This is a genomic window from Microbacterium sp. NPDC089698, from assembly GCF_044749045.1.
Lineage (GTDB): Bacteria > Actinomycetota > Actinomycetes > Actinomycetales > Microbacteriaceae > Microbacterium.
Genome location: NZ_JBIVHE010000002.1, coordinates 310096 through 335122, shown reverse-complemented (window position 1 = coordinate 335122; position 25027 = coordinate 310096). Strand labels below are relative to the sequence as shown.

The following is a 25027-nucleotide window of genomic DNA, read 5'->3' as shown; positions in this document are numbered from 1 at the left end:
CATGGGCGGCCTGTTCCAGCAGGGCTGGACCTGGTGGCTGATCGCGCTCGCGGTCGGGGTGCCCGTGCTCCTCGTCGGCCTGACCGAGCTGCTCGGAGCGCTCCGGCGCCGCGGTAACCCGATGGCCAAGCCGGTCGCGCTGCTGCGCAACGCCGTCATCCCCGCCGGGGCGCTGTTCGCCCTGCTCGTCTTCGCGATCGGGCAGAAGGACGACGGCTACGTCTGGGTGCGGGTCGTCGCGACGATCTTCGGCTTCCTGCTCATTCTGCTCGTGCTCTCCGCCTTCAACGTCGTCCTGTTCGCGAACGCCGAGGAGGGATCCTGGCGGCGACGCGTGCCCTCGATCTTCGTCGAGATCGCGCGGCTCGTGCTGGTCGTCGTGGGGCTCGCGATGCTCTTCTCCTGGGTGTGGGACGCCGATGTGGGCGGGCTCTTCACCGCCCTGGGGGTGACCTCGATCGTGATCGGCCTGGCGCTGCAGAACGCGGCGGGCGGCGTCGTCTCCGGTCTGCTGCTGCTGTTCGAGCAGCCGTTCAAGATCGGGGACTGGCTCGACACCGGCGGCGTCAAGGGACGCGTCGTCGGCGTCAACTGGCGTGCGGTGCACATCGACACCGGATCCGGGATCCAGATCGTCCCGAACTCGACGCTCTCCGGCGCCTCCTTCACGAACCTGAGCGAGCCGGCGGGACCGTACTACGCGACGGCGTCGATGTCGTTCAGCACCGACGATCCGCCGCAGGAGGTCATGGCACTGCTCGTGCAGCTGGCCGACGGGCTGCCGATGCGGTGGCGCGAAGAGCGGGCGACCGCCGAGTACGCCGGTTCGGCGAAGTACACGGTGTCGATCCCGATCGCGGCCCCCGCCGAGGCCTCCGGCGCGCTCTCCCTCTATCTCTCCTGGCTCTGGTACGCGGCGCGGAGGCGCGGATTCGCCCTCGACGGCGACGGGACGGATCCGATCGCCGAACCCGCGATGCTCGACGCCGCGATCCAAGAGGCCGCGCCCGTGCTGCATCTCGACGAGGAGGGCCGGGAGCTGGTGCGGGGCGGCGCGCAGCTGCAGCGGTACGGCATCGGCGAGGTCGTGCTGCCCGCAGGCATCGTTCCGAACGAGGTGCGCCTGATCCTGTCCGGACGGGTCGTGATGCAGTTCGAGACCGGGGACGCGAGGGTCCCCGTGGGCGAGGCCGGCGCGCGCGAGCTGATCGGCCAGACCGCGCTCACCCGCGAGCGGACCACCGTGACAATCTCCGCGGCCGAGGTGCTGACCGTGCTGCGGATCCCGCTCGTCGTGATCGACGAGCTGATCCGGGTGCACCCGCGTCTGGCGGCCGAGATCGGCGAGTCGCTCGAGCTCAAGCGCGCCGCGGCCGCCGAGGCGATCGCGGCCCTGGGCCTGCCCCGGGGGGAGATCCGCCCGCGCTGATGCCCCGGTCAGGCGGAGCGGGCCGGGCCGGCGCGGGGTCAGGCCGCGCGGTCGCGTCGGCGGCCGCGCAGTCGCGTGACGAGCACCCCGAGCAGGCACAGTGCGCCGCCGAGGAACATGAGCGGCGTCGGCACCTCGCCGAGGATCAGCCAGGACAGCAGGATCGCGATCGCCGGGACCACGTAGGTGGTCGCGGAGGTCTGGCCCGCCGTGCTGCGCTGCAGCACATAGGCCCAGGTGGTGAAGGCGATCGCGGTCGGGAAGATGCCGAGGTAGACCACCCAGAGCGTCGCATCGAGCGGCGCGGCCTGCAGCGCCCCCACGAGGCTGCCCGTCCAGGGCAGCAGGGCGACCGTTCCGACCGCGGCGCCGAGCCAGGTGAGCGTTGTCGCGTCGGTGCCGGCGCTCAGCAGATGCTTCTGGAGCAGGGTGCACCCGGCGTACATGACCGCGGCGAGCAGCGCGAGCAGGAGCCCCGCGATGTCGATGGCCCCGCTCTTCGTCGACGAGTTCAGTCCGATGAGCACGACGCCCGCGAACGCGATCGGGGCTCCGATCAGCAGCGGCTTCGGGAAGCCCTCGCGCAGGAACAGCCCGCTGAAGACGACCACCATGAGCGGCGCGAGGTTGACCACCATCGCGGCGGTGCCGGCGTCGAGGGTGTGCTCCGCCGCGTTGAGCGCCAGGTTGTAGACGCAGAACCAGCCGACGCCCCACACCACGACCAGCAGCCAGTGCCGCCGCGCCGGCAGGCGGATGCCGCGCCTGAGCGCGATCGCGGTGAGCGCGACCGTTCCGACCGCCATGCGCAGCAGCGCCAGCGCGCCGGGGTCGAAGTGCGGGCCGGCGCCCCGGATGCCGATGAACGCCGAGGCCCAGAGCACGACCGTGACCACGGCCGCGATCAGGACGAGCGCTCCCCTGCGGCGCGGGGCCGGCGCGCTCGCGCCGCCCGTGTCCGCGGGCTCTCGCGTCCGTCCCTGCGTGGTCTCCGTCATCCTTCGATCGTCGCAGGGGCCACGGACATCGGTCGAGCACGGCGACCGCCATCCGACAGCGGTATCCCGCCATGCTCCGCGGGGACCGGCGCGACTCCGACGTGGTGCTCGCGCTCAGAGAGCGCTGCGGCGCGCGTGGATCGCCGTGCCCGCCGTGCCGTCCGAATAGGCGACCGTGATCACGGGGTCGCCCAGGTCGATCAGCGATCCGCCGGCCGTGAGCGTCGCACGGCCGGATCCGTCGAAGGTCACGGATCCGGCGGGCGAGGATCCGTAGCTCACGGTCGCCGTCGCCCCCGGCTCCCCCGTGAGTGCGAGGGTGTCGCTGGAGAGGATCCGGATGCCGAGCAGTCCGATCGTGGAGTTCCGCGTCAGTCCCGCGAAGGCGAGCGGCTTCGGTGCGGCGGCCGGCGGCGTCGGCTGCGAGGGCGCGCCGGGGACGGTGGGCGTCGAGGGCGTGCCGGTTCCGGGAGCAGGGCCGCCCGGCGCCGTGCCGTCGCCCTCGGACTCCGATGAGGCGCCGCCGCCGGCCGGGGGATCCGCGAACGGCTCCTCCGGGGGAGTCGCGGGGGCCGGTGCCGTGGGACCGGGCGTCGCGGGAGGCGCGGTCGGATCCGTGCGGGGAAGGGGGCCGGGCGCACCGCCGCCCTCGCCGAGGAGTGCGTTCGCCGGATTCGGGGTGCCGGCGGCGACCGAGATGTCCGAGGCCGCGGTCGTCGTGTGCGCCGCGGGGGCGGTCCGAAGGCCGACCACGAGAACGCCCCCGGCCGCGCAGAGCAGAACGGCGGCCGCCCCGCCGACCAGCACGAGCGCCCTGCGCCGGCCGAGGCCCGTGGTTCCGGTGCCGGCTCCGGAACCGGCGTGCGCGACCGGCGTCGCCGTGGGCAGGACCGTCGCGGGCTGGTGCCCGAGCCGCGCGGCGCGACGCGGCGACCCCGCGGGCGGAGCGCCCGGGGTCGCGGATCCGGGATCCGTCTCCTGCGTCATGTCCTGATCCGTTCGGCGGCGGTCCCCCGCAGGGGCGTGCGCCTCACGATATCCGAACGCCCGCCCGCCCATCGAGCGCCCCCGCGGCCCGTCCGTCCCCTCCGATAGACTGGCTCCGCCCGATCGGGCCAGCTCATCAGCCGGTGCAAACCCGGCGAAAGCACGGCGGCGGATGCGGCCGCCCCCAAGGGCCCGCACGCCACTGAAAAGGGGGAACACCCATGCCAGGAATCGTGATCGTCGGCGTCCAGTGGGGCGACGAGGGCAAGGGCAAGGCCACGGATCTGCTCGGCGAGCGCACCGACTGGGTCGTCAAGTTCAACGGCGGCAACAACGCGGGGCACACGGTCGTCGTCGGCGACGAGAAGTACGCCCTGCACCTGCTGCCCTCCGGCATCCTCTCGCCCGGCGTCACCCCGGTGATCGGCAACGGCGTCGTGATCGATCTCGAGGTGCTGTTCCACGAGCTCGAGGCCCTGGGATCCCGCGGCATCGACACCTCGCGCCTCAAGGTGAGCGCCAACGCGCACATCATCACCCAGTACCACCGCACGCTCGACAAGGTCACGGAGCGCTTCCTCGGCAAGCGCATGATCGGCACGACCGGCCGCGGCATCGGCCCGGCCTACGCCGACAAGATCAACCGCGTGGGGATCCGCGTGCAGGACCTCTTCGACGAGAACATCCTGCGCCAGAAGGTCGAGGGCGCCCTCGACCAGAAGAACCACCTGCTCGTCAAGGTCTTCAACCGCCGCGCCATCACGTGCGACGAGATCGTGGAGGACCTGCTCTCCTACGCCGAGCGGCTGCGCCCGATGGTCGCCGACACGAGCCACCTGCTCGACGACGCGCTGCAGCGCGGCGAGGTCGTCGTGTTCGAGGGCGGCCAGGCCACGATGCTCGACGTCGACCACGGCACCTACCCGTTCGTGACCTCCTCCTCGGCGACCGCCGGCGGGGCGGCGACCGGATCCGGCGTCGGCCCCGGCCGCCTGGACCGCATCGTCGGCATCGTGAAGGCGTACACGACCCGGGTCGGATCGGGTCCGTTCCCCACCGAGCTCTTCGACGAGCAGGGCGACTGGCTGCGCGCGCGCGGCTTCGAGTTCGGCACCACCACCGGGCGTCCGCGCCGGGTGGGCTGGTACGACGCGCCGATCACCCGCTATGCGACGCGCGTGAACGGCATCACCGACCTCGTGCTCACCAAGCTCGACATCCTCGACGGCCTCGAGCAGATCCCCGTGTGCGTCGCCTACGACGTCGACGGCGTGCGCTTCGACGACGTGCCGGTGAACCAGAGCGACTTCCACCACGCGAAGCCGATCCTGGAGTACTTCCCGGGCTGGCAGGAGGACATCTCCTCCGCCCGCACCTTCGAGGATCTGCCGAAGAACGCGCAGGATTACGTGCTCGCGCTGGAGAAGATGAGCGGCACCCGCATCTCGGTCATCGGCGTCGGCCCGGAGCGCGACCAAGTCGTCGTGCGCCACGACCTCGTCGACTGACGCCGCGGGGCGGTCGGCGTGCCGAGTGCACGGGATGCTGTCGAATGCACGGGCCTTCGGCGTGAACGACTCGTGCACTCGACCGCAAGGCGTGCACTCGCTAGGAGAGTGAGGATGCGATGACGCGATTCTGGGTCGGCGGCTACGGCGTCGACATGGAGGGCCCGGCCGACGGCATCGGGGCGCTGGCGGTCGACGAGGGACACGGGCCGACGACCCTCGCCTACCGCGGCGCCGTGGCGCCCGCCCCCTCGCCGTCCTGGCTCGCGCAGCATCCGACGCTCGACGTCGTCTACGCCGCGCTCGAGGGGTCAGGGGAGGTCGCCGCGTTCGCGCGCACGGGCGAGAGCGCGCTGCGCCCGCTCGGGCGCCCAGTCGCGGCCGGACAGTACGTGTGCCACCTCGCCGTCGCGCCGGACGGGCGCTTCCTCGTCGCGAGCTGCTACGGCGACGGCCGCGTGGTCCGGATCGGACTGGATGCGGAGGGCGGCCTGGTGCCCGATGCGCGCGACAGGGCGGCGGAGCTGCGGGCGGCGCTGTTCGGCGACCGCGAGGCCGAGGAGCGCGACGCGGACGACGCGTCCCGGGAACGTGCGGATCCGATGGCCGCTGCGGATCCCTACGCCGCGGATCCGAACCGTCTGGATCCGAACGGGGATCCCCGCGTCTCGCACGCGCATGCCGCGGCGTTCCTGCCCGACGGCCGGATCGCGACCACCGACCTCGGCTACGACCTCGTGCGGATCTGGCGCCCTTCGCCGTCGGGACTCGCGCTCGATCACGAGGTGGTGCTGCCGCGCGGATCCGGACCGCGGCACATGGTCGTGCATCCCAGCGGGCACCTGCACGTGGTGACCGAGTACTCCTGCGAGCTGTTCACCCTGGCCGCCGACCGCGAGGGCCGCTGGGGCCTGGTCTCGGGCGTCCCCGTCTCGGCGATCGTGACGCCGGGCCACGACTATCCGGCCGAGCTCAGCCGCTCCCGCGACGGCGAGACGCTCTACGCCGGGGTGCGCGGCAGCAACACGATCGCGGCGCTCCGCGTGCGCGGATCCGGCGACCGTGTCGAGCCGCTCGCGCTCGCCGACGCCGGCGCGGACTGGCCGCGCCACCACCTCGTGCACGATGGCGCGCTGCTCGTCGCGGGCCAACGCTCGGACGAGATCAGCGTGCTCGACCTCGACGACCGCACCGGAGCCCCCGGTCGCGTCCGGCACCGCACGCCGGCCCCCGCGCCGACGCACCTGCTGCTCGCGCGCTGAGCCGGCCGTCTCCCGCGGAACGCCCCGCTCGCGGATCCGGGACCGGATCCGGATCCGATCCCGCAGTCGTGTGCCGGATCCCGCCAGGCCCTAGTCTGATCGCAGCGGGGCCGACGGTCACCGCGCAGGACGCAGCGACGCGAACGCAGGGGGACGAACGTGGCCGATGACCAGCTGATACCCGCGCCCGGCGGGCCGGATCCCGTCGGCTTGACGCGGGATGGCGGCCACGAGATCGCCGCGACCTTCTCTTCCGAGGGTTCTCTGGGCGGATCCGCGCCCGGGTCGGTCTCGTCCCCTGCACCGGCTCCCCGGCGGCGGCGTCGGGCCGTGCTCGCCTGGTCGCTGTCGATCGCGGGGGTGCTGCTGCTCGCGGGTCTCGGGGCGGTGCTGCAGCTGACGGCGAACCTCGGCTACGACCAGGCCCGCTCGCAGTTCACCGCGGCGCTGACGACGCAGAGCGACGAGGCGTCGCGCAACGAGCGGACCCGCGCCGTCGGCGACGAGTCCGCGCGCGCCGCCGACGTGCTGCTGGGCGTGACCGATCCCGCGCTCGTCAGCGATGCGGACCGCGCGGGCCTCACCACGGCGCGGGACCGCGCGCAGAAGGCGTCCGCGGAGGCCATGTCGCTGACCGCCGCCCCTGTCCCCGAACCCGGCACGAAGCCGTCCTGGTTCTGGGAGCTGTACGGCCGCACCGCACGGCTCGAAGCGGATGCGCGCGCGGTGCGCACGCAGACCTCGGAGCTCGGACGCTCCTCCGAGGAACTCGGCTCCGCGACCGGCGCGATCGGTCAGGCGGGTCTCGCCGTGGTGAAGACCGCGGGCGGGCTCGCGGCACAGATCGAGACCGAGAACACGCCTTCGCCGAACGAGGGCGTCCTGACGTTGCGCGAACTGTCCGCGAGACTGGTCGCCACGACCTCCTTCGACGAGCAGGTCGCTCAGGGGTTCCGCGACTATGCGACGACCGTGCAGCAGGTGCGCGACGGGCACGCGGCGACCCTCGCGGCCGAGGCCGGCCCGCTGCAGGCAGCGCGACAGCAGATCGAGGACTTCGCGCGATCCCTCGTCCCCGGGGTGCTGCTGGACTTCCAATGGGCGGACAGGGTGAACGACCTCGGCGGGGACAACGGCTACCTGTCCGGCGAGACGCGCACGCCGATCGAGTCGGGCCAGTACGCGACGATCCTGCTGTCCAACTCCGTCGCCGAGGACTGGCCGGGCGATTCCAGCAGAGCGCTCGTGGCGCACGAGGCAGGGCACGCGATCGCGACGAAATGCCGATCGATGGTCGACAACACCGATTCGGCCTCGGCGGAGGCGTGGGCGACGGCCTGGGCCATCGGCATGGGCTTCACGGATCCGGGCAACGGCACGCAGGCGTACGGGCCTCCGCCGGACTCCGTCGTGCAGCAGGCGATGGCCTGCCGCTGAGCACTCGGAGCCGTCACTCCGCCGCGCGACGGCGGAACGGAGGTCCGGACCGCCCCCGCGCGTTCGGATCCACGCCCTAGACTCCCGGCTATGACCCCTCCGCCCTCGGCGTCCGTCGGCCAGGTCGTGGTGCTCGTGGAGCGCTGGCCGGATCCGGCCCCGCCGGCCGAGCTTCCGCTGCGGGGCGCGATGCGCCCCGGCACCAGAGTCGTCCTCGTGGTGCTTCTCGTGCTCGCCTCGGTCGTGGGCGCAGGGGCGATCGTCCCGCTCTGGATCACGCCGACTCCTGGCGTCTGGTTCTCCCTCCTCTTCACCGTGGTCACCGCGGTCCTCGTCGTCGTGCTCTGGGTCGGCTACATCGGCTCCGTGGTGCACAGCGCGGAACGCGTCCGCGCCCACGCGCGCTGGCGCGGAGCGGCCGGCCGGATCGAGCGCCTCGACGGCACGGTCCTCGCGCGCACGGTGTCGACGATCGAGGACGGCGGCGTCGACCGCTTCGAGCTCGTGGTCGGCGCGGCCGGAGGCGCGCTCGCCGCGACGTGGGAGCGCGCGACGGCCCGGGCGCCGATGCTCCTGCAGACGCAGGTCCCCGGCGTCGGTGCTCGTGCGCGGATCTGGCGCATCCAGGATGCGGACGCCGACGCTCCGCTCGTGATCGAAGTCCGGGATCCGTCCGTCGTGTCGCCCGCCGCGGATCCCGTCTGACGATTTCGCCGGAATCCATGCCGGATCCCGGCTGTTCTGGGAGGGTGGACGAGGTCGGGGGGCGCTGGGCCCCGCGACCACCCGGGATCGAGAGGCGGATCGCATGACCGATGAATACGACCTGATCGTGCTGGGCGGCGGCCCGGTGGGAGAGAACGTGGCCGATCGCGCGGTCCAGTCGGGCCTCACCGCCGTGATCGTGGAGAGCGAGCTCGTCGGCGGCGAATGCTCGTACTGGGCGTGCATGCCGTCGAAGGCGCTGCTGCGCTCGCCGCAGGCCCTGCGTGCGGCGCAGCGGGTGGGCGGCGCGGCCGAGACCGTCACCGGCGACCTCGACGTGCGCGCGGTGCTCGACCGGCGCGACTCCTTCACGAGTCACTGGCAGGACGACGGGCAGGTGGCGTGGCTGGACTCGGCCGGAATCGACCTCGTCCGAGGGCACGGGCGCCTGAGCGGCGAGCGGAGGGTCGCGGTCACGACTCCCGACGGCGGAGTGCGCACCCTCACCGCCCGGCATGCGGTCGCGGTCAGCACCGGATCGGACGCCGCGATCCCGCCGATCCCCGGCCTGCACGAGGCGAACCCGTGGACGAGCCGCGAGGCGACGAGCGCCGAGGAGATCCCGGACTCCCTCGTGGTGATCGGCGGCGGAGTCGTCGCCGTCGAGATGGCCACCGCCTACGCCGCGCTGGGGGCGGAGGTCACCGTGCTCGCCCGCAGCGGGCTGCTCGGATCCGTCGAGCCCTTCGCGGGGGAGCTCGTCGCCGAGGGCCTGCGCGCGCTCGGGGTCGAGGTGCGCACGGGAGTCGCGACCAAGAGCGTCTTGCGCGACGCCGAAGGGGTGACCGTGACGACAGACGCCGGCGACGTGCGCGCCGCCGAGATCCTCGTCGCGACCGGACGCGCGCCCCGCAGCGGCGACATCGGCCTGGAGACCGTGGGACTTCCGGCGGGCCGGTCGATCCGCACCGACGACACGCTGCGGGTGCCCGGTGTGGACTGGCTCTATGCGGTCGGCGACGTGAACGGCCGGGTGCTGCTCACGCACCAGGGGAAGTACCAGGCCCGCGCCGCGGGCGACGTGATCGCGGCGCGCGCGAAGGGGGAGCCCGTCGACGACGACCGCTGGGGACGGCACGTCGCGACGGCCGACCACGCCGCCGTGCCGCAGGTCGTCTTCAGCGAGCCCGAGGTCGCGGCCGTCGGCGTCACCGCCGCGGCGGCGCGCGAGGCCGGCCACCGCGTGCGGGAGGTCGCGGTCGAGTTCTCCTCGGTCGCCGGCGCCTCGCTGCACGCCGACGGCTACACCGGTCGCGCGCACATGGTCGTGGACGAGGATCGGCAGGTGCTGCTCGGGGTGACCATGGTCGGATCCGACGTCGCCGAGCTCATCCACGCCGCCGCGATCGCGGTCGTCGGGGAGGTCCCGCTCGCCCGGCTCTGGCATGCGGTGCCGTCGTATCCGACCATGAGCGAGGTCTGGCTGCGCCTCCTGGAGGCCTACGGCCGCGCGTCGGCCTGAGGGACTCTCTCCCCGGATCCAGAGTGCGCAGATGGTTCCATCCCGACCCCGGATCCCGCCATCTGCGCCCTTCGAACCGGGGAAAGGGACGACGTTCCGGGAATCCGGGGAACGGCATGGCTGTTCCCGATGTCGGAGGGCCCGCGTACTGTCGGTAAGGCGCCGTGTCGCCACGCCGCAGGCCGAGAAGAAGCGAGTCGCATCGATTCCCCGGAGGGACGAGCATGCAAGCAGTATTCGAAGGAACCGTCATCGCGAACGCGGATGACGCCGATGTGGTGGTGATCGAGGGGAACCGGTACTTCCCGCCGACTGCGATCACGGAGGGCGTGCTGCAGGAGAGCCCCACGCCGTACACGTGTCCGTGGAAGGGCGAGTGCCAGTACTACTCGGTGCGCGTGGACGAGCAGGACCACAAGGATCTGGCCTGGGCCTACCCGCACCCGTACCCCACCGCGATCGAGCGGGTCGGCGTCGACTTCTCCGGCTACGTCGCGTTCGATCCGAGGGTGACGGTGCGCGAGGGCGTCGTCCCGCAGGAGGGGGCGCTCCCCTGAGGGGCGGACCGCCGATGATCGAGTTCCGCTCCGTCACCAAGACCTTCCCCGACGGCACCTGCGCCGTCGACGACTTCAGCCTTGTCATTCCGGCCCGGAAGACCACCGTGCTGGTCGGCTCGTCCGGATCCGGCAAGACCACGCTGCTGCGCATGATCAACCGCATGGTCGAGCCCACCTCCGGCGCCGTCGAGATCGACGGCGAGAGCGTGCTCGACAAGGATCCCGTGGCGCTGCGCCGCAGCATCGGCTACGTGATGCAGAACTCGGGCCTGATGCCGCACTTCACCGTGATCGACAACGTCGCCACGGTGCTGCGCCTCAACGGGATCCCGCGCCGCGACGCGCACGTCCGCGCGCGGGCGCTGCTCGACACGGTGGGGCTGGACCAGGCCCTCGCCGATCGCTACCCCAGCCAGCTCTCGGGCGGCCAGCAGCAGCGCGTCGGCGTCGCGCGAGGGCTCGCCGCGGATCCGAACATCCTGCTCATGGACGAGCCCTTCGGCGCGGTGGACCCCATCGTGCGGACCGAACTGCAGCAGGAGCTGCTGCGCCTGCAGCGCGAGCTCGACAAGACCGTGGTGTTCGTCACGCACGACATCGAGGAGGCGTTCCTGCTCGGCGACCAGATCGTGATCCTGGACAGATCGGCCCGCGTCGTGCAGAAGGGGACCCCCGAGGACATCCTGTCCGCCCCGGCCGACGACTTCGTCGCGGCGTTCGTCGGCGCCGACCGCGGAAAGCGCGCCCTGCACCTCAAGCAGACGCCGCACGGCACGCTGATCGTCGACGCGGACGGTCGCGCACAGGGCACTCTCGTGCAGTCGCCGGCCTCGCTGCTGGACGCTCATCCGCCGCGGGCGGCCGACGAGGTCGCCGTCGACGCAGGGACCGCCGACTGACATGACCTGGATCATCGACAATCTCGGGCTCATCCTCGATCTGACCGCAACCCACCTGCGGCAGAGCCTGATCGCGCTCGTGCTCGGGATCGTCGCCTCGGTGCCGCTGGGCTGGATCGCCTGGCGGTTCCGGCTGGTGCGCGGGCCGATCATCGTGCTCACCGGCCTCCTCTACACGATCCCCTCGCTGGCTCTCCTCATGCTGATGCCGGCACTGTTCGGCTACCAGGCGACGCTCGAGCCGAACCTCGTCGCGGCGCTCACGATCTACAACATCGCGATCCTGGTGCGTTCGGTCGCGGACGGGCTCGATTCGGTCGATGCCGATGTCCGCCGGGCGGCGACCGCGATGGGCTACGGATCCGGCCGCCGGTTCTGGACCGTCGAGCTGCCTCTCGCGGGTCCCGTGATCCTCGCGGGGGTGCGGGTGGCCGCGGTCAGCACGATCGCGCTCGCGACGGTCGGCACGCTGATCGGCGTCACGAACCTCGGCTATCTCTTCACCAACGGGCTGGATCGCCGGCTCATCGAGGAGGTCTTCGCGGGAGTGCTCGCCGTGGTCGTGCTCGCCCTCATCGTCGACGTGCTCCTTGTGCTGCTGGGACGCGTCCTCATGCCCTGGCAGCGCGCGCCCAAGCGGGTCACGGCCGGCGCCAGGCCCGCCGTCGTCACGGGGGGTGCCGCATGAACCTCTTCATCGACGCGATCCGCTGGATGCTCGACCCCGCGCAGTGGACCGGCACGTACGCGCTGCCCGTCCTGCTCGGCCAGCACCTGCTCTACACGGTGCTCTCGGTGCTCATCGCCGCGGTCATCGCCGTCCCCGCGGGGTGGCTGATCGGCCACACCGGGCGGGGGAGGGAGGTCGCGGTGGCGATCTCCGGAGCCGCCAGGGCGATCCCCTCGTTCGGCCTGCTGATCCTGCTCGTGCTGCTGTTCGGCGTGCTGCAGGTCCCGGCCGCGGCGCTCGTCACCTTCGTGCTCCTCGCGATCCCTTCCCTGCTCGCGGGCGCGTACACCGGCATCGAGGCGATCGAGCCCCGAGTCCTCGATGCGGCGAAGGCGATGGGCATGACGCCGTGGCAGGTGTTCTGGAAGGTCGAGTTCCGGCTCGGCCTGCCCCTGCTCATCGGCGGACTCCGCGCCGCGACCCTGCAGGTGATCGCCACGGTCACGATCGCCGCCTGGGTGAACCTGGGCGGCCTGGGCTTCCCGATCATCCAGGGCATCCAGCTGAACCAGTTCGATCAGGTGCTCGCGGGCGCACTCCTCGTGGCGATGCTCGCCCTGATCGCCGATCTCCTGTTCGCGCTCGCGCAGCGCGCGGCCGTGCCCGCCGGAGTGCGGGCCTCCGCAGGCAGCCGCACCGAGGGCGGACCGCGCCGCCGTGCGCGCGCCCTGCGCCCCGCCCGCAGCTGATCGCCCCGCCGTCCCGCCCATCGCAGACCACACAGATCGCCCAAGAGAGGAACACCATGTTCACCGCTCGCATCACCCGGATCGCCGCCGCAGCAACGGCCGCGGTCGCCGTTGCGCTCACACTGAGCGCGTGCGGATCCAGCAACCCGCTCGACAAGCCCAGCGCGAGCAGCGGATCCGGATCCTCCGACACGATCGTGATCGGATCCCAGGCCTACTACTCGAACGAGATCATCGCCGAGATCTACGCGCAGGCGCTCGAGAAGGACGGCATGACGGTCAAGCGCCAGTTCAACATCGGCCAGCGCGACGCCTACATGCCCGATGTGAAGTCCGGCGCGATCAGCCTGTTCCCGGAGTACACCGGCAACCTGCTCGAGTACCTGGGCGGCAAGGCCGACACGAACAGCCCGGACGACGTCTACGCGGCGCTCAAGAAGGCCCTGCCGAAGGGCCTCGTCGCGCTCGACTACGCCAAGGCCGCGGATCAGGACACCTACACGGTGCTCAAGTCCAACGCCGACAAGTTCGGTCTCGAGTCCATCGCGGACCTGTCCAAGATGACCGGCACGGTCACCGTCGGCGGTGCACCCGAGTTCGAGAAGCGCCCGTACGGCCCCGCCGCGGCGAAGACCGACTACGGCGTCGACCTGGCGTTCTCGGCGACAGGGCAGACGACACTGGAGGCGCTGCGCGCCGGCACCGTGCAGGTCGCCGACATCTACTCGGCCGATCCCGCGTTCGAGAAGGGCGATCTGGTGGCCCTCAAGGATCCGAAGAACATGATCCTGTCGTCGAACGTCGTGCCGATCGCGAGCGAGACCGTCTCGGACAAGATCTCGAAGGCGATCAACGCCGTGAGCGCCAAGCTCACCACGGAGGAGCTCGTCAAGCTCAACGTGCAGAGCACGGTCGACAAGAAGCAGCCGGCCGACATCGCCAAGGCCTGGCTCACCGCGCAGGGCCTGAGCTGACGCGACGACCGTCCTTTCGGGGTCGTTGAGCGAGCCCGGCCGAAGGCCGAGCGAGACGGAACGCGGCGCTCTTGCCGGAGCACCGCGTTTCGTCTCGGGGGCGCTGCGTGTCCTTGCTCAACGCCCCCGGAGGCGCGGACTACCCGAGGTGCCGCGCGAAGAACCGCCCGGCGTCCTCGCCCGCATGCGCTGGAACGCCGGTGTGCCCGCCGAGGTTGGCCTGCAGGGTCTTCTCGGCGGATCCGAACGCGTCGAACACATCGAGCGACCGCTGCCGGTCGTTGCCCTCGTCGTCCCACTGCAGCAGCACGTGCAGCGGGATCGTGACGCGCCGGGCCTCGTCCAGGATGCTCAGCGGAACATAGCTTCCGGCGAACAGCCCGGCGGCCGCGATCCGCGGCTCGGTCAGGGCGAGCCGGATGCCGATGGCGAGCACGCCGCCCGAGTAGGCGACGGGGCCGCCGATCTCGGGAAGGGCGAGCATCGCGTCCAGCACGGACTGCCATTCGGGCACCGTCCGGTCGACGAGCGGGAGCACCAGACGATCGATCACGTCCTCGCTCGGACGTTCGCCGGCGTCGAGAGCCCGCATCAGCTCGACGCGAGCGCCCTCCAGCTCGGGCAGCCGCGGTCGGGTGCCGTTGCCGGGCATCTCGATCGCCACGGAGGCGAAGCCGAGCCCGGCGGCGGCGCGGGCTCGGCCTTCGAGGCGGGGCCGCATCCGGGCCAGGCCCGGCCCGCTCGGATGCCCGAGCAGGATCAGCGGGACGGGATGCTCGGCCGAGGCGGATCCGGGCATCCAGAGGATGCCGTCGATCCCGTCCAGGGTGAAGTCGCGCTCGACGATGTCGTCGCGGTGCGGTGCAGAAGCAGGCGCTGCAGGAGCAGCCGCTGCAGGAGCGGACTGCGCGGATGCGGACGGCGCAGAAGCCATCTGCTTCTCAGCGGTGAAGATCAGTTCAGGGGTGATGTTCATGGTCGTGCCTTTCGGGAGTGCGCATGGACGGCGCTCCCGGACGACCTATCGCCCGACCGTGACCCCGAGGAGGAGCACCCACGTCGATTCGTTCATGGGTATCACCTCCTTCTCTCGTGCCGGCACGGCGTAGGCGACAGTAGCACCTCGGCCCCGATCAGTCGAGCGCGCTCATCACGTGCTTGATGCGCGTGTAGTCGTCGAAGCCGTACTGCGACAGGTCCTTGCCGTAGCCGGAGTGCTTGAAACCGCCGTGCGGCATGTCCGACACGAACGGGATGTGCGTGTTGATCCAGACGCAGCCGAAGTCCAGATCCCGGGAGAAGCGCAGCGACCGGGTGTGATCGGTGGTCCACACCGACGCGGCCAGCGCGAAGGGCACGTCGTTCGCGAAGCCGAGGGCCTCGTCGTCGTCCTCGAAGGACTGCACGGTCAGCACCGGTCCGAAGATCTCGCTCTGCACGGCCTCATCGTCCTGGCGCATGCCGGACACGATCGTCGGCTCGAAGAAGTAGCCGACGTCGCCCTGTCGTCTGCCGCCGGTCTCGACCGTGGCGTGCGCGGGCAGGCGGTCCACGAAGCCCTGCACCTGGGCGAGCTGCGCGGCGCTCGAGAGGGGGCCGAAGAACACGCCCTCCTCCTGCGGGGCGCCCGTGCGGGCGTGGGTGTGCACCCGCTCGACGAGTGCCTTCACGAGGGCGTCGTGCACCGAGGCGTGCACGATCACGCGCGTCGCGGCGGTGCAGTCCTGCCCGGCGTTGAAGAACGCGCCGGTCACGATGCCTTCCGCGGCCTTCTCGATCGACGCATCCGGGAACACGATCGCGGGGGCCTTGCCGCCGAGCTCGAGATGCACGCGCTTGACGTCGGCCGCGGCCGACTCGGCGACGGCCATTCCGGCCCGGACGGATCCGGTGATCGCGACCATCTGCGGCGTCTTGTGCGCGACGAGGGCGGCGCCCGTGCTGCGGTCGCCCAGCACGACGTTGAGGGTTCCCGCGGGCGTGTGCTCGGCGACGATCTCCGCGAGCAGGAGGGTCGTGAGCGGAGTGGCCTCGGCGGGCTTCAGCACCACGGTGTTCCCGGCGGCCAGCGCGGGGGCGATCTTCCACACGGCCATGTTCAGCGGGTAGTTCCACGGGGTGACCTGGCCGATCACTCCGATCGGCTCGCGCCGCACGTAGGAGGTGTGCCCCGCCATGTACTCCGCGGCGGCCCGGCCCTCGAGGCTCCGCGCCGCTCCCGCGAAGAAGCGCAGCTGGTCGACCGACTGGTCGATCTCGTCGGCCACGAGGTTCGCGCGCGGCTTTCCGGTGTCCTGGGACTCCAGGTCGGCGAACTCCTCGGCACGCGCGGCCATCGCATCGGCGATCCGGAACAGCGCGAGCTGACGCGCGGCCGGAGTGGTGTCGCGCCAGAGCGGGAAGGCGGCGGCCGCGGCGGCGTAGGCGGCGTCGACGTCGCTCTGATCCGAGATCGGGGCCCGGCCGTACACCTGCTCCGTGACCGGGTCGATGAGGTCCATGCGGCCCTCGCCGTGCGCGGCGACGGAGCGGCCGCCGATGAAGTTCTGCAACAGTGCTGTTTCAGACGGGTTGCTCTGCATGGTGAAAAGAATAGGCCAGAATCGACGGAATCGGAAGAAATCTGGATCAGATTCTGCGAAATCAGTTGCAGGACATCGCCAGGAGTGTCAAGATCGTCACATGAGCGACAAGCCGAAGGTGCCGGTTCTTGACGACGTCTCGAAGCGGATCATCGAACTGCTGCAGGAGGACGGTCGTCGACCCTACGCCGAGATCGGGCGTGCCGTGGGTCTCAGCGAGGCCGCCGTCCGACAGCGCGTGCAGCGCCTCACCGACAGCGGCGTGGTGCAGATCGTCGCGGTGACCGATCCTCGTCAACTCGGATTCTCCCGCATGGCGATGCTGGGCATCCGCGTCGACGGGGATCCGCGTGTCGCCGCGGAGGCGATCGCGAATATTCCCGAGATCGCATATGTCAACGTGACGCTCGGATCCTTCGACATCCTCGCCGAGGCCATCTGCGAGAGCGATGAGGACCTGCTCGAGCTGATCGCGACGCGGATCCGCACCATCGAGGGCGTCTCGCACACCGAGTGCTTCCTCTACGCGGGGCTCCACAAGGACCTCTACAACTGGGGCACGCGCTGATCCGCTGAGCCTGCCGCTCTCCCGAACCCGGCCGCCCCGCGGCACCCGGGGCGCTGCGTCGCGCCCCGGCGAAAGACCACCCCACCCTCCCGGACAAGGAATCATCATGGGAACGACCGTCTTCGAACGACGGCAGCCGAGCGCCTCGGTCATCGAGCGCTCTCTCGAGAACACCGCGCATGCCGCGTTCTGGCTCGACGACGTCGAGCGCCCCGCCTATCCGGCGCTGTCGGGGCAGGAGCGCGCCGATCTCGCGATCGTCGGCGGCGGGTACGCGGGCCTCTGGACCGCGATCCGCGCCAAGGAGCGCGACCCGCAGCGCAGCGTGGCGCTGCTCGAGGCCAACCGGGTGGGCTGGGCGGCGTCGGGCCGCAACGGCGGGTTCTGCGAGGCGAGCCTCACGCACGGCGAAGAGAACGGCATGAACCGCTGGCCGGACGAGATGGAGCAGCTCGAGCGCCTCGGGCTGGAGAATCTCGACGGCATCCAGGACACGATCGAGCGCTACGGCATGGACGTGGACTGGGAGCGCACCGGCCAGATGGCCGTGGCCGTCGAGCCGCATCAGGTCGAGTGGATGGAGGGCGACGACTTCCTCGACGAGGCGGCCGTGCAGGCCGAGGTCGCCTCCCCGACGTACCTCGCCGGATCCTGGGACCGCACCGGATGCGCGATGGTGCATCCGGCGAAGCTGGCGTTCGAGCTCGCCCGCGTCGCGACCGAGCTCGGCGTGCGGATCTTCGAGCGCACGCGCATCACGGGACTGAGCGGCAAGGGCGCGCAGACCCTGACCGCCGAGAACGGCTCGGTCGTGGCAGACCAGGTCGCGCTCGCCACGAACGTTTTCCCCTCCCTGCTCAAGCGCAACCGCCTCATGACCGTGCCCGTCTACGACTACGCGCTCATGACGGAGCCGCTCACGGCCGAGCAGTATGACGCGATCGGCTGGAAGAACCGCCAGGGCCTCGCCGACAGCGCGAACCAGTTCCACTACTACCGGCTGAGCGCCGACAATCGGATCCTGTTCGGCGGCTACGACGCCGTCTACCACTTCGGCGGCAAGGTGCGCGAGGAGTACGAGGAGCGGCCGGAGAGCTTCCGAAAGCTCGCCTCGCACTTCTTCACTACGTTCCCGCAGCTCGAAGGGCTGCGCTTCACGCACCGCTGGGCCGGTGCGATCGACTCGTGCAGCCGGTTCTGCGCGTTCTTCGGCACCGCGCGCGGCGGCCGGGTCGCGTACGCGACCGGCTTCACCGGCCTCGGCGTCGGAGCCACCCGGTTCGCGGCCGACGTCATGCTCGACGAGCTCGCGGGGCTCACCACCGAGCGCACCCGGCTCGAGATGGTGCGCACGAAGCCCATCCCGTTCCCGCCTGAGCCGGCCGCCTCGATCGGGGTTAACCTCGTGCGCGCCGCGATGAACCAGGCCGATCACAACCGGGGCAGGCGCAACCTGTTCCTGAAGACGCTCGACGCCGTCGGAATGGGGTTCGACTCATGACCGCTCTGCCTGCTGCCGGCACCGCCGTGACCGATCTCGTCCTCGCCCACGAGCCGCTGCCCGCGGAGGAGGTCGTGTCCGGCGCGCCGAGCACCGCGAGCGCCGTGCTCGACGACACCGGCGACCGCGAGATCGGCATCTGGGAGATGACGCCCGGCACCGCGTGCGACACCGAGGTCGACGAGCTCTTCATCGTGCTCTCGGGGCGTGCGACCGTCGTCTTCGAGGATCCCGCGCTGCCGGATCTCGAGATCGGTCCCGGATCCGTCGTGCGACTCGCCGAGGGCATGCGGACGACCTGGATCGTGACCGAGACCCTGCGCAAGGTCTACATCGCCTGAGCGCCGGAGGCCTTCTCGACGGGGGAGCACGGGAATAGAATCAGCGCGGGGACCTCATCCGCGCGCCCGAGCGGCGCGGCGTTGTGCTGGGCCGACGCGGGGATGACAACCCCCTGGGCTGGGGCTCATCATGTTCGAGAAACTCATGGCGACGGCCGTCCTTCCGGTGACGGATCTCGATCGCGCCAAGCGCTGGTGGCACGACGTGCTCGATCGCGACCCGATCTACACGGACGCCGCCGCGGAGAACCTGTTCTACGACGTCGGAGGCGCCGTCGTGCTGGTGTACCGCACCGACTTCGCCGGCACGGCCAAGAACACCGCCCTCAACCTCGTGACGGACGACATCGACCGCGACGTGGCGGAGCTGCGCTCACGAGGGGTCGAGTTCCACGACTACGACTTCCCTGGGCTGAAGACGGTCGACGGCATCGCGGATCTCGGCGGCCTGCGCGGCGCCTGGTTCAGCGACACCGAGGACAACATCATCGCGCTCGGCGAGCCCTCGCCCGAGATGAGGGAGCGCGTGATGGGAGGGGCGCGCGCCGTCGGCTGACACGGGCCACGGGCCACGGGCCACGGGCCACGGGCCACGGGCCACGGGCCACGGGCGGTGGCGGCGGCCCGTCACCGCCCGTGTGCGAGCAGCGCCAGGTGCAGGGCCGAGAGCGTCTCGCCGTCCTCGAGATCGGCGCCGAGCAGATCCGCGATGAGGCCGAGGCGCTGGTAGAACACCGAGCGGGACAGGTGCGAGGCGTTCGCCGCCGCGGTGCGGTTCCCCGGGTGCGCCACCACGGCGCGCAGCACCCGGAGCAGGTCGCCGTCCGTCGCGTCGTCGTGGCGGATGAGCGGCGCGAGCAGGCGTGCGCTGTGCTCCTGGAGCCGGTGGTCGCCGCTGAGCTCGGCGGCGAGGCGCGCGAGGGGCCGGTCCGCCACGCGCAGCACGGAGCCGGGCGCGGCCTGGCGGGCGAGGCGCCGCACGACCGGGATCGCGGCGAGCAGTTCCGCGGTCGTCGCTGCGGGATCGCCGACGGCGCCCGACTCCAGCTCCGCGATGACCGGATCCGGCAGCCGCGCCCCGGCGGGCAGCGACACCAGCAGGATCCGCTCGGATCCGACGTCGGCCGTCAGGGTGCGGACGTCGGCCCGCGTCGCCGGGTCCGCCTGTGCCTGGGACTCCGCGACGATCTGCACAGCCTGCGACGATGCGCGCAGGTTCTCGGCGGAGTCGTGTGCGGATCGTCGCGACCTGTGCGGATCGTCGCGCCCGGAACGGGCCGTGGCCCCTCCCGCGATCGACACGACCGCGTACAGCGCGCGCCCGCGCACCGGGAAGCCGGACGACTCCAGTCGCGCCTCGATGTCGGCGACCGTCACGTACCGCTCGCCGAGCAGCGCGCCGATCAGTCCCTCCGCCCGCAGTCGCGCCCAGGCGCCCTCGCCGTCCGCGAGCCGGGAGAGCGCGAGCGCCGTGGCGGCCTGCTCCAGCACCGTCGCGGGCCCCGCGGGGTGCGGCGGTCCCGGCAGCGCGATCAGCTCACCCCAACGCGTGCCACGGGCGGCGACCGGCACGCGCGTCCACTCCTGCGGCAGGCGGCGCGATCGTCCCGTCCAGCCGTCCAGCACCTCGGCCTCGGCGAGGTCGAACGGGTCGGCGACGACGACCTCGTGCGCGAGGTCCTCCAGCACGACCGGCGCCCGCAGCGCCCGCGCGGTCTCCCGGACGACCACCTCGACCGGCGCACCGCGCAGGCTCAGCCCGGTGAACAGCTCGTGCAGCCGCTGACGCTCCTGCAGCGCCTCGACCTGGCCCGCGATGATGCGGCGGTGCACCTCCTCGGTGACCGCGACGAACTTCACCTCGCGGTCGAGGGTCACGAGAGCGAGGTCCCGCGCGCGGCAGGCGGCGACCAGCGGCGGCGGCACCACGGCGAACCGCGTGCCGAGCTCCAGCACGATGCCGGCGAGGCCCGCATCCGCCAGCTCGTCGACGAGCCGGGCGAGGGCGTCGGCGGCACCGGGCCAGCCGGCGCCCGTCGTGAGCAGCAGCTCCCCGCCGTCGAGCAGGGCAGCCACCCGGTCGCTGTCGGACACGTGCACCCAGCGCACCGGGACGTCGACGGATCCGGCCAGCACCTCGGGGATCCCGGCCTGCAGCGAGGCGACGTCGAGGGCGTCGGCGACCGTCGGGAGTCCGGGGTCGCGATCGCTGGGGAGACGGTCCGGACGATCTGTTCGATCGGCGGCGAAGTTCAGACGATCTGCGGGCACGGATCCATCCTCCCCTTTGCCAGCATGGGAGAGCAAGCCCGCGGACGCGTCCGATCAGAGTGTCCGGATCCGCGTCCTGATCTCATCGAAACCCCCGACCCGAGGAGCATCACGTGACCGTGATCCGCCACTTCATCGACGGCGCCCTGACCGAATCGACGGCGCAGCCCGGCGAGACCGAGCGCACCGGCCCGGTCTACAACCCCGCGACCGGCGAGGCCCACCGCAGCGTCGCGTTCGCGAGCGTCGCGGAGGTCGAGCAGGCCATCGCCGCGGCCAAGGCCGCGCTGCCGGCCTGGCGTGCGACGAGCCTCATCAAGCGCGCCGACGTGTTCTTCCGGCTCCGTCAGATCCTCGCCGAGCGCACGCCCGAGCTCGCCGCGATCGTCACGAGCGAGCACGGCAAGGTGCTCTCCGACGCCGCCGGCGAGGTGTCCCGCGGGATCGAGAACGTCGAGTTCGCCGCCGGACTCGTGCACCTGCTCAAGGGCGAGCGCGCGGAGCAGGTCGCCCGCGGCGTCGACGTGCATTCGGTCAAGCAGCCCGTCGGCGTCGTCGCCTGCATCACGCCCTTCAACTTCCCAGTGATGGTGCCGCTGTGGATGGTCGCCTCGGCGATCGCCTGCGGCAACACGGTCGTGCTGAAGCCGAGCGAGAAGGACCCGTCCGCGGCGATCTGGCTCGCGAAGGCCTTCCAGGAGGCGGGGCTGCCCGACGGCGTGCTCAACGTCGTCAACGGCGACAAGGTCGCGGTCGACACCCTCCTCGACTCGCCGGACGTCAAGGCGGTCAGCTTCGTCGGATCCACCCCGATCGCGAAGTCGATCTACGAGCGCGCCTCGGCGAACGGCAAGCGCGTGCAGGCCCTCGGCGGCGCGAAGAACCACATGGTCGTCATGCCCGACGCCGACATCGACGGCGCCGCGGCCGCCGCGGTCTCCGCCGCCTACGGCTCGGCCGGCGAGCGCTGCATGGCCGTCTCGGTGCTCGTCGCCGTCGGCGAGGTCGCGGATCCGCTGATCGCGTCGATCACCGAGAAGGTGCAGAACCTGCGCATCGGCGACGGCACCGACGCCGCGAGCGAGATGGGCCCGCTCATCACGCGCGAGCACCGCGACCGGGTGGAGTCCTACGTCACGGGCGCCGCGGGCGAGGGCGCCACGGTGCTCATCGACGGCACGAAGCGCATCGCCGCGGGCGAGCGTCTCGACGAGAACGGCTTCTTCACCGGCATCAGTCTCATCGACGGCGTGAAGCCCGGCATGAAGCTCTACGAGGACGAGATCTTCGGCCCGGTGCTCGGCGTCGTCCGTGTCGACAGCTACGCGGAGGCGGTGGAGCTCATCAACGCCCACCAGTTCGGCAACGGCGTCGCGATCTTCACGCGCGACGGCGGCACCGCCCGCCAGTTCGAGTTCGACATCGAGGTCGGCATGGTCGGCGTCAACGTGCCGATCCCGGTCCCGGTGGGGGCGTTCTCGTTCGGCGGCTGGAAGGCCTCGCTGTTCGGCGACTCGCACATCTACGGCCCCGAGTCGATCCACTTCTACACGCGCTCCAAGGTCGTCACCACGCGCTGGCCCGACAACACGCCGGCGCAGGTGGACCTGGGCTTCCCGAGCAACCACTGACGCGGAAAGGATCCGAGCCATGAGCACTCTCACCGACACCGCCCGCTTCACCGACCGGCACGGCGCCGTGCACGCCCTGCCGGCCGCCGAGGCCGAGGCGCAGGTGCGCGCCGACGACCGCGCGCACGTGTTCCACTCCTGGAGCGCCCAGGCGCTCATCGACCCGGTGCCCGTCGCCGCGGGCGAGGGTTCCACGTTCTGGGACTACCAGGGCAACGCCTACCTCGACTTCTCGAGCCAGCTGGTGAACCTGAACCTGGGTCACCAGCAGCCCGATCTCGTCGCCGCGATCCAGCAGCAGGCGGGACGCCTGGCGACGATCCAGCCGTCGATCGCGAACGACGTGCGCGGCGAGCTGGCCCGGCTCATCGCCGAGGTCGCCCCCGAGGGCATGGAGAAGGTGTTCTTCACGAACGGCGGCGCGGACGCGAACGAGTACGCGGTGCGCATGGCGCGCACCGCGACCGGCCGCCGCAAGGTGCTGTCGATGTACCGCAGCTACCACGGCTCCACGGCGACCGCGATCTCGCTGACCGGCGACCCGCGGCGCTGGGCGAACGACTCGGTCGACAACGGCACGGTGCGGTTCTTCGGGCCGTACCTGTACCGCACGGCGTTCCACTCGACGACGCTCGCCGAGGAGTCGCAGCGCGCGCTCGAGCACCTGGAGCAGACGATCCAGCTCGAGGGCCCGAACACGATCGCGGCGATCATCATCGAGACGGTCGTCGGCACGAACGGCGTGCTCGTGCCGCCGCCGGGGTACCTGCAGGGCGTGCGCGACCTGTGCGACCGCTACGGCATCGTCTACATCGCGGACGAGGTCATGGTCGGCTTCGGCCGGCTCGGCGAGTGGTTCGGCATCGACGCGTTCGACGCGAAGCCGGATCTCATCACCTTCGCGAAGGGCGTGAACTCCGGGTACGTGCCGCTCGGCGGCGTCGTGATCTCCGACCGGATCGCGGCGGCGTTCGACAACGTCTCGTTCGCGGGCGGGCTCACCTACTCGGGTCACCCGCTGGCCTGCGCGGCCGGCGTCGCGACCTTCGAGGTGTTCCGCCGCGACGGGATCCTGGAGCACGTGCGCGACCTCGGCGCCCGGATCGTGCAGCCCACGCTCGAGGCCTGGGTCGAGAAGCACCCGAGCGTCGGCGAGGTGCGCGGACAGGGCCTGTTCTGGGCCGTGGAGCTCGTGCGCTCGAAGGAGACCCGCGAGCCCCTCGTGCCGTTCAACGCCGCCGGCGCGGACGCGGCGCCGATGGGCGCGTTCGCCGCGGCCGCGAAGAAGGGCGGCGTCTGGCCGTTCACGCACTTCAACCGCATGCACGTCGCGCCGCCGCTCGTCATCACCGAGGACGAGCTGGTCCGCGGCCTCGCGGTGCTCGACGAGGCCCTCGACGTCGCCGACTCGTACACGGACTGAGTCGCGCGGAGTATCTCCGTTTTGGGGCGCGTTTCACCGTTTTGGGGCGCGCGACGCCGGGTTCTGCCGGCGTGGTGCGCCCCAAAACGGGAGGGCGCGCCCCGAAACCGAGGTACCAGGACCGGGGTCCCGCCGGATCCCTGTCGTCAGACCGCGACGGGATCCGGATCCGCGACGCGATCGACCCGCCAGCCGTCGTCGATGCGGTGCACCGTCGAGACCGACAGGTTCTGGGGGCCGGTGGCGAGGTGCTCGAGGTCGGCGCCGAGGCCGTGCAGCAGGGTCAGGATCGTGATGCCGCTGGTCACCACGAGCACCTCGGATCCGGCACCGGCCACGTCGTGCAGCGCCGCGGTCGCGCGCCGGGCGACGTCCGCAGGGGCCTCGGCGAGCGGATCCTTCGCGGCGAGGGCGTCCAGCGTCGCGATGAACGGGTTGTCGGCCGCGGCGTGCGCCTGCATGAGCCGGAAGAACTTGCGGGCGCGGACGGCTTCGAGTCGTCCGAAGCACAGCTCGCGCCAGCGCGGATCCGGCTGCGCCTGCAGGTCGGATCCGGCCGCGTCGAGCAGCCGCGCCGCGGTCTCGCGGTGCCGGATGCCGTCGCCGGAGAACGCGGCGTCGAACCGGATCCCGGCTGCGGCGAGGTCGAGCCCGCGGGTCGTCGCCTGCTCGCGGCCGAGCGCCGTGAGCGGCGCATCGGACCAGCCCTGCATCCGCTCCGCTTCGTTCAGCATGCTCTGCCCGTGCCGCACCACCCAGATCCGCGTCATGGTTTCAGCCTAGGTCGACCAGCTTCGGGTCGGATCCAGTCGTTTCGGGGCGGATCCGGCCGTTTCGGGGCGGATCCTGCCGCGCTCGGGCGGCGGGACGCGCCCCGAACCCGGGGAACGCGCCCCGGAACGGAGTTGTGTTGTGCGCTGGGTTCGGAGCGGATCCTGCCGTTTTGGGGCGGATCCAGCCGTTTCGGGGCGGATCCTGCCGTGCTCGGGCGGCGGGACGCGCCCCAAACC

At 71.6% G+C, this 25027-nt stretch carries 23 protein-coding genes; 17 read left to right on the top strand and 6 right to left on the bottom strand.

Annotated elements, in window-relative coordinates:
• The first annotated feature begins 1 nt into the window (after nucleotide 1).
• Nucleotides 2-1429 (top strand): mechanosensitive ion channel domain-containing protein, encoded by a 1428-nt coding sequence (locus ACIPY5_RS08655; RefSeq protein ID WP_400969265.1) that lies wholly within the window; start codon nucleotides 2-4, stop codon nucleotides 1427-1429.
• A 38-nt stretch (nucleotides 1430-1467) separates the two neighbouring features.
• Here ACIPY5_RS08655 and ACIPY5_RS08650 read toward each other — a convergent pair whose 3' ends face one another.
• Both ACIPY5_RS08650 and ACIPY5_RS08645 read right to left on the bottom strand, forming a co-directional pair.
• Nucleotides 1468-2427: a DMT family transporter gene (locus ACIPY5_RS08650; RefSeq protein ID WP_400969262.1), complete on the bottom strand. Its 960-nt coding sequence runs from the start codon at nucleotides 2425-2427 to the stop codon at nucleotides 1468-1470.
• A gap of 114 nt (nucleotides 2428-2541) precedes the next feature.
• On the bottom strand, nucleotides 2542-3414 hold the full coding sequence (locus ACIPY5_RS08645) for a hypothetical protein (protein WP_400969259.1): 873 nt from the start codon (nucleotides 3412-3414) through the stop codon (nucleotides 2542-2544).
• 221 nt (nucleotides 3415-3635) lie between these two features.
• Between ACIPY5_RS08645 and ACIPY5_RS08640 the strand changes: the two genes are divergently transcribed.
• The 10 genes from ACIPY5_RS08640 to ACIPY5_RS08595 all read left to right on the top strand — a co-directional run bounded on the left by ACIPY5_RS08640 (nucleotide 3636) and on the right by ACIPY5_RS08595 (nucleotide 13700).
• On the top strand, nucleotides 3636-4922 hold the full coding sequence (locus ACIPY5_RS08640; RefSeq protein WP_309341689.1) for an adenylosuccinate synthase: 1287 nt from the start codon (nucleotides 3636-3638) through the stop codon (nucleotides 4920-4922).
• A gap of 119 nt (nucleotides 4923-5041) precedes the next feature.
• Nucleotides 5042-6184, top strand: coding sequence for a lactonase family protein (locus tag ACIPY5_RS08635; RefSeq protein WP_400969255.1), 1143 nt, complete (start codon nucleotides 5042-5044; stop codon nucleotides 6182-6184).
• Nucleotides 6185-6514: 330 nt separating this feature from the next.
• A complete protein-coding gene (locus ACIPY5_RS08630; RefSeq protein WP_400969252.1) occupies nucleotides 6515-7621 on the top strand; it encodes a hypothetical protein in 1107 nt (368 codons plus the stop codon).
• A gap of 90 nt (nucleotides 7622-7711) precedes the next feature.
• On the top strand, nucleotides 7712-8326 hold the full coding sequence (locus tag ACIPY5_RS08625) for a hypothetical protein (protein WP_400969249.1): 615 nt from the start codon (nucleotides 7712-7714) through the stop codon (nucleotides 8324-8326).
• Nucleotides 8327-8429: 103 nt separating this feature from the next.
• On the top strand, nucleotides 8430-9848 hold the full coding sequence (locus ACIPY5_RS08620; protein WP_400969246.1) for a dihydrolipoyl dehydrogenase family protein: 1419 nt from the start codon (nucleotides 8430-8432) through the stop codon (nucleotides 9846-9848).
• Nucleotides 9849-10072: 224 nt separating this feature from the next.
• The gene (locus ACIPY5_RS08615; protein WP_309341684.1) at nucleotides 10073-10405 is read left to right on the top strand and encodes a DUF427 domain-containing protein; all 333 of its coding nucleotides are present in this window, start codon (nucleotides 10073-10075) and stop codon (nucleotides 10403-10405) included.
• Between the two features lie 14 nt (nucleotides 10406-10419).
• The gene (locus tag ACIPY5_RS08610) at nucleotides 10420-11307 is read left to right on the top strand and encodes an ABC transporter ATP-binding protein (RefSeq protein ID WP_400969242.1); all 888 of its coding nucleotides are present in this window, start codon (nucleotides 10420-10422) and stop codon (nucleotides 11305-11307) included.
• Nucleotide 11308: 1 nt separating this feature from the next.
• Nucleotides 11309-11995, top strand: coding sequence for an ABC transporter permease subunit (locus tag ACIPY5_RS08605; RefSeq protein ID WP_309341682.1), 687 nt, complete (start codon nucleotides 11309-11311; stop codon nucleotides 11993-11995).
• On the top strand, nucleotides 11992-12726 hold the full coding sequence (locus ACIPY5_RS08600) for an ABC transporter permease (RefSeq protein ID WP_400969240.1): 735 nt from the start codon (nucleotides 11992-11994) through the stop codon (nucleotides 12724-12726). The genes ACIPY5_RS08605 and ACIPY5_RS08600 overlap by 4 nt, the downstream gene beginning before the upstream one ends.
• 56 nt (nucleotides 12727-12782) lie before the next feature.
• Nucleotides 12783-13700, top strand: coding sequence for an ABC transporter substrate-binding protein (locus tag ACIPY5_RS08595; RefSeq protein WP_309341680.1), 918 nt, complete (start codon nucleotides 12783-12785; stop codon nucleotides 13698-13700).
• A gap of 139 nt (nucleotides 13701-13839) precedes the next feature.
• Here the strand turns inward: ACIPY5_RS08595 and ACIPY5_RS08590 are convergent, their stop codons facing one another.
• On the bottom strand, nucleotides 13840-14676 hold the full coding sequence (locus ACIPY5_RS08590) for an alpha/beta hydrolase (RefSeq protein WP_309341679.1): 837 nt from the start codon (nucleotides 14674-14676) through the stop codon (nucleotides 13840-13842).
• 157 nt (nucleotides 14677-14833) lie between these two features.
• Complete coding sequence (locus tag ACIPY5_RS08585) at nucleotides 14834-16282, bottom strand: gamma-aminobutyraldehyde dehydrogenase (protein WP_400969237.1); 1449 nt, start codon at nucleotides 16280-16282, stop codon at nucleotides 14834-14836.
• A 100-nt stretch (nucleotides 16283-16382) separates the two neighbouring features.
• On the opposite strand from ACIPY5_RS08585, the gene ACIPY5_RS08580 reads away from it, so the two are divergent.
• The 4 genes from ACIPY5_RS08580 (at nucleotide 16383) to ACIPY5_RS08565 (ending at nucleotide 19248) form a co-directional block, all read left to right on the top strand.
• Nucleotides 16383-16850, top strand: a complete 468-nt coding sequence (locus ACIPY5_RS08580; RefSeq protein ID WP_045271571.1) for an Lrp/AsnC family transcriptional regulator — start codon at nucleotides 16383-16385, stop codon at nucleotides 16848-16850.
• 106 nt (nucleotides 16851-16956) lie between these two features.
• The gene (locus tag ACIPY5_RS08575) at nucleotides 16957-18351 is read left to right on the top strand and encodes an NAD(P)/FAD-dependent oxidoreductase (RefSeq protein ID WP_400969235.1); all 1395 of its coding nucleotides are present in this window, start codon (nucleotides 16957-16959) and stop codon (nucleotides 18349-18351) included.
• A complete protein-coding gene (locus ACIPY5_RS08570; RefSeq protein WP_400969232.1) occupies nucleotides 18348-18692 on the top strand; it encodes a cupin domain-containing protein in 345 nt (114 codons plus the stop codon). Before ACIPY5_RS08575 ends, ACIPY5_RS08570 begins: the two co-directional genes overlap by 4 nt.
• A 130-nt stretch (nucleotides 18693-18822) precedes the next feature.
• Nucleotides 18823-19248, top strand: a complete 426-nt coding sequence (locus ACIPY5_RS08565) for a VOC family protein (protein ID WP_400969229.1) — start codon at nucleotides 18823-18825, stop codon at nucleotides 19246-19248.
• Between the two features lie 71 nt (nucleotides 19249-19319).
• Here ACIPY5_RS08565 and ACIPY5_RS08560 read toward each other — a convergent pair whose 3' ends face one another.
• Nucleotides 19320-20963 carry a PucR family transcriptional regulator ligand-binding domain-containing protein gene (locus tag ACIPY5_RS08560; protein ID WP_400969226.1) on the bottom strand — a complete coding sequence of 548 codons (1644 nt, stop codon included), beginning with the start codon at nucleotides 20961-20963 and terminating at the stop codon, nucleotides 19320-19322.
• Nucleotides 20964-21076: 113 nt separating this feature from the next.
• On the opposite strand from ACIPY5_RS08560, the gene ACIPY5_RS08555 reads away from it, so the two are divergent.
• Together ACIPY5_RS08555 and ACIPY5_RS08550 are read left to right on the top strand one after the other, a co-directional pair.
• Nucleotides 21077-22594, top strand: coding sequence for a CoA-acylating methylmalonate-semialdehyde dehydrogenase (locus ACIPY5_RS08555; RefSeq protein WP_400969223.1), 1518 nt, complete (start codon nucleotides 21077-21079; stop codon nucleotides 22592-22594).
• 19 nt (nucleotides 22595-22613) lie between these two features.
• Nucleotides 22614-24017 (top strand): aspartate aminotransferase family protein, encoded by a 1404-nt coding sequence (locus ACIPY5_RS08550; RefSeq protein WP_400969220.1) that lies wholly within the window; start codon nucleotides 22614-22616, stop codon nucleotides 24015-24017.
• A gap of 146 nt (nucleotides 24018-24163) precedes the next feature.
• Here the strand turns inward: ACIPY5_RS08550 and ACIPY5_RS08545 are convergent, their stop codons facing one another.
• Nucleotides 24164-24787, bottom strand: coding sequence for a histidine phosphatase family protein (locus ACIPY5_RS08545; protein WP_309341671.1), 624 nt, complete (start codon nucleotides 24785-24787; stop codon nucleotides 24164-24166).
• Between the last annotated feature and the right edge of the window lie 240 nt (nucleotides 24788-25027).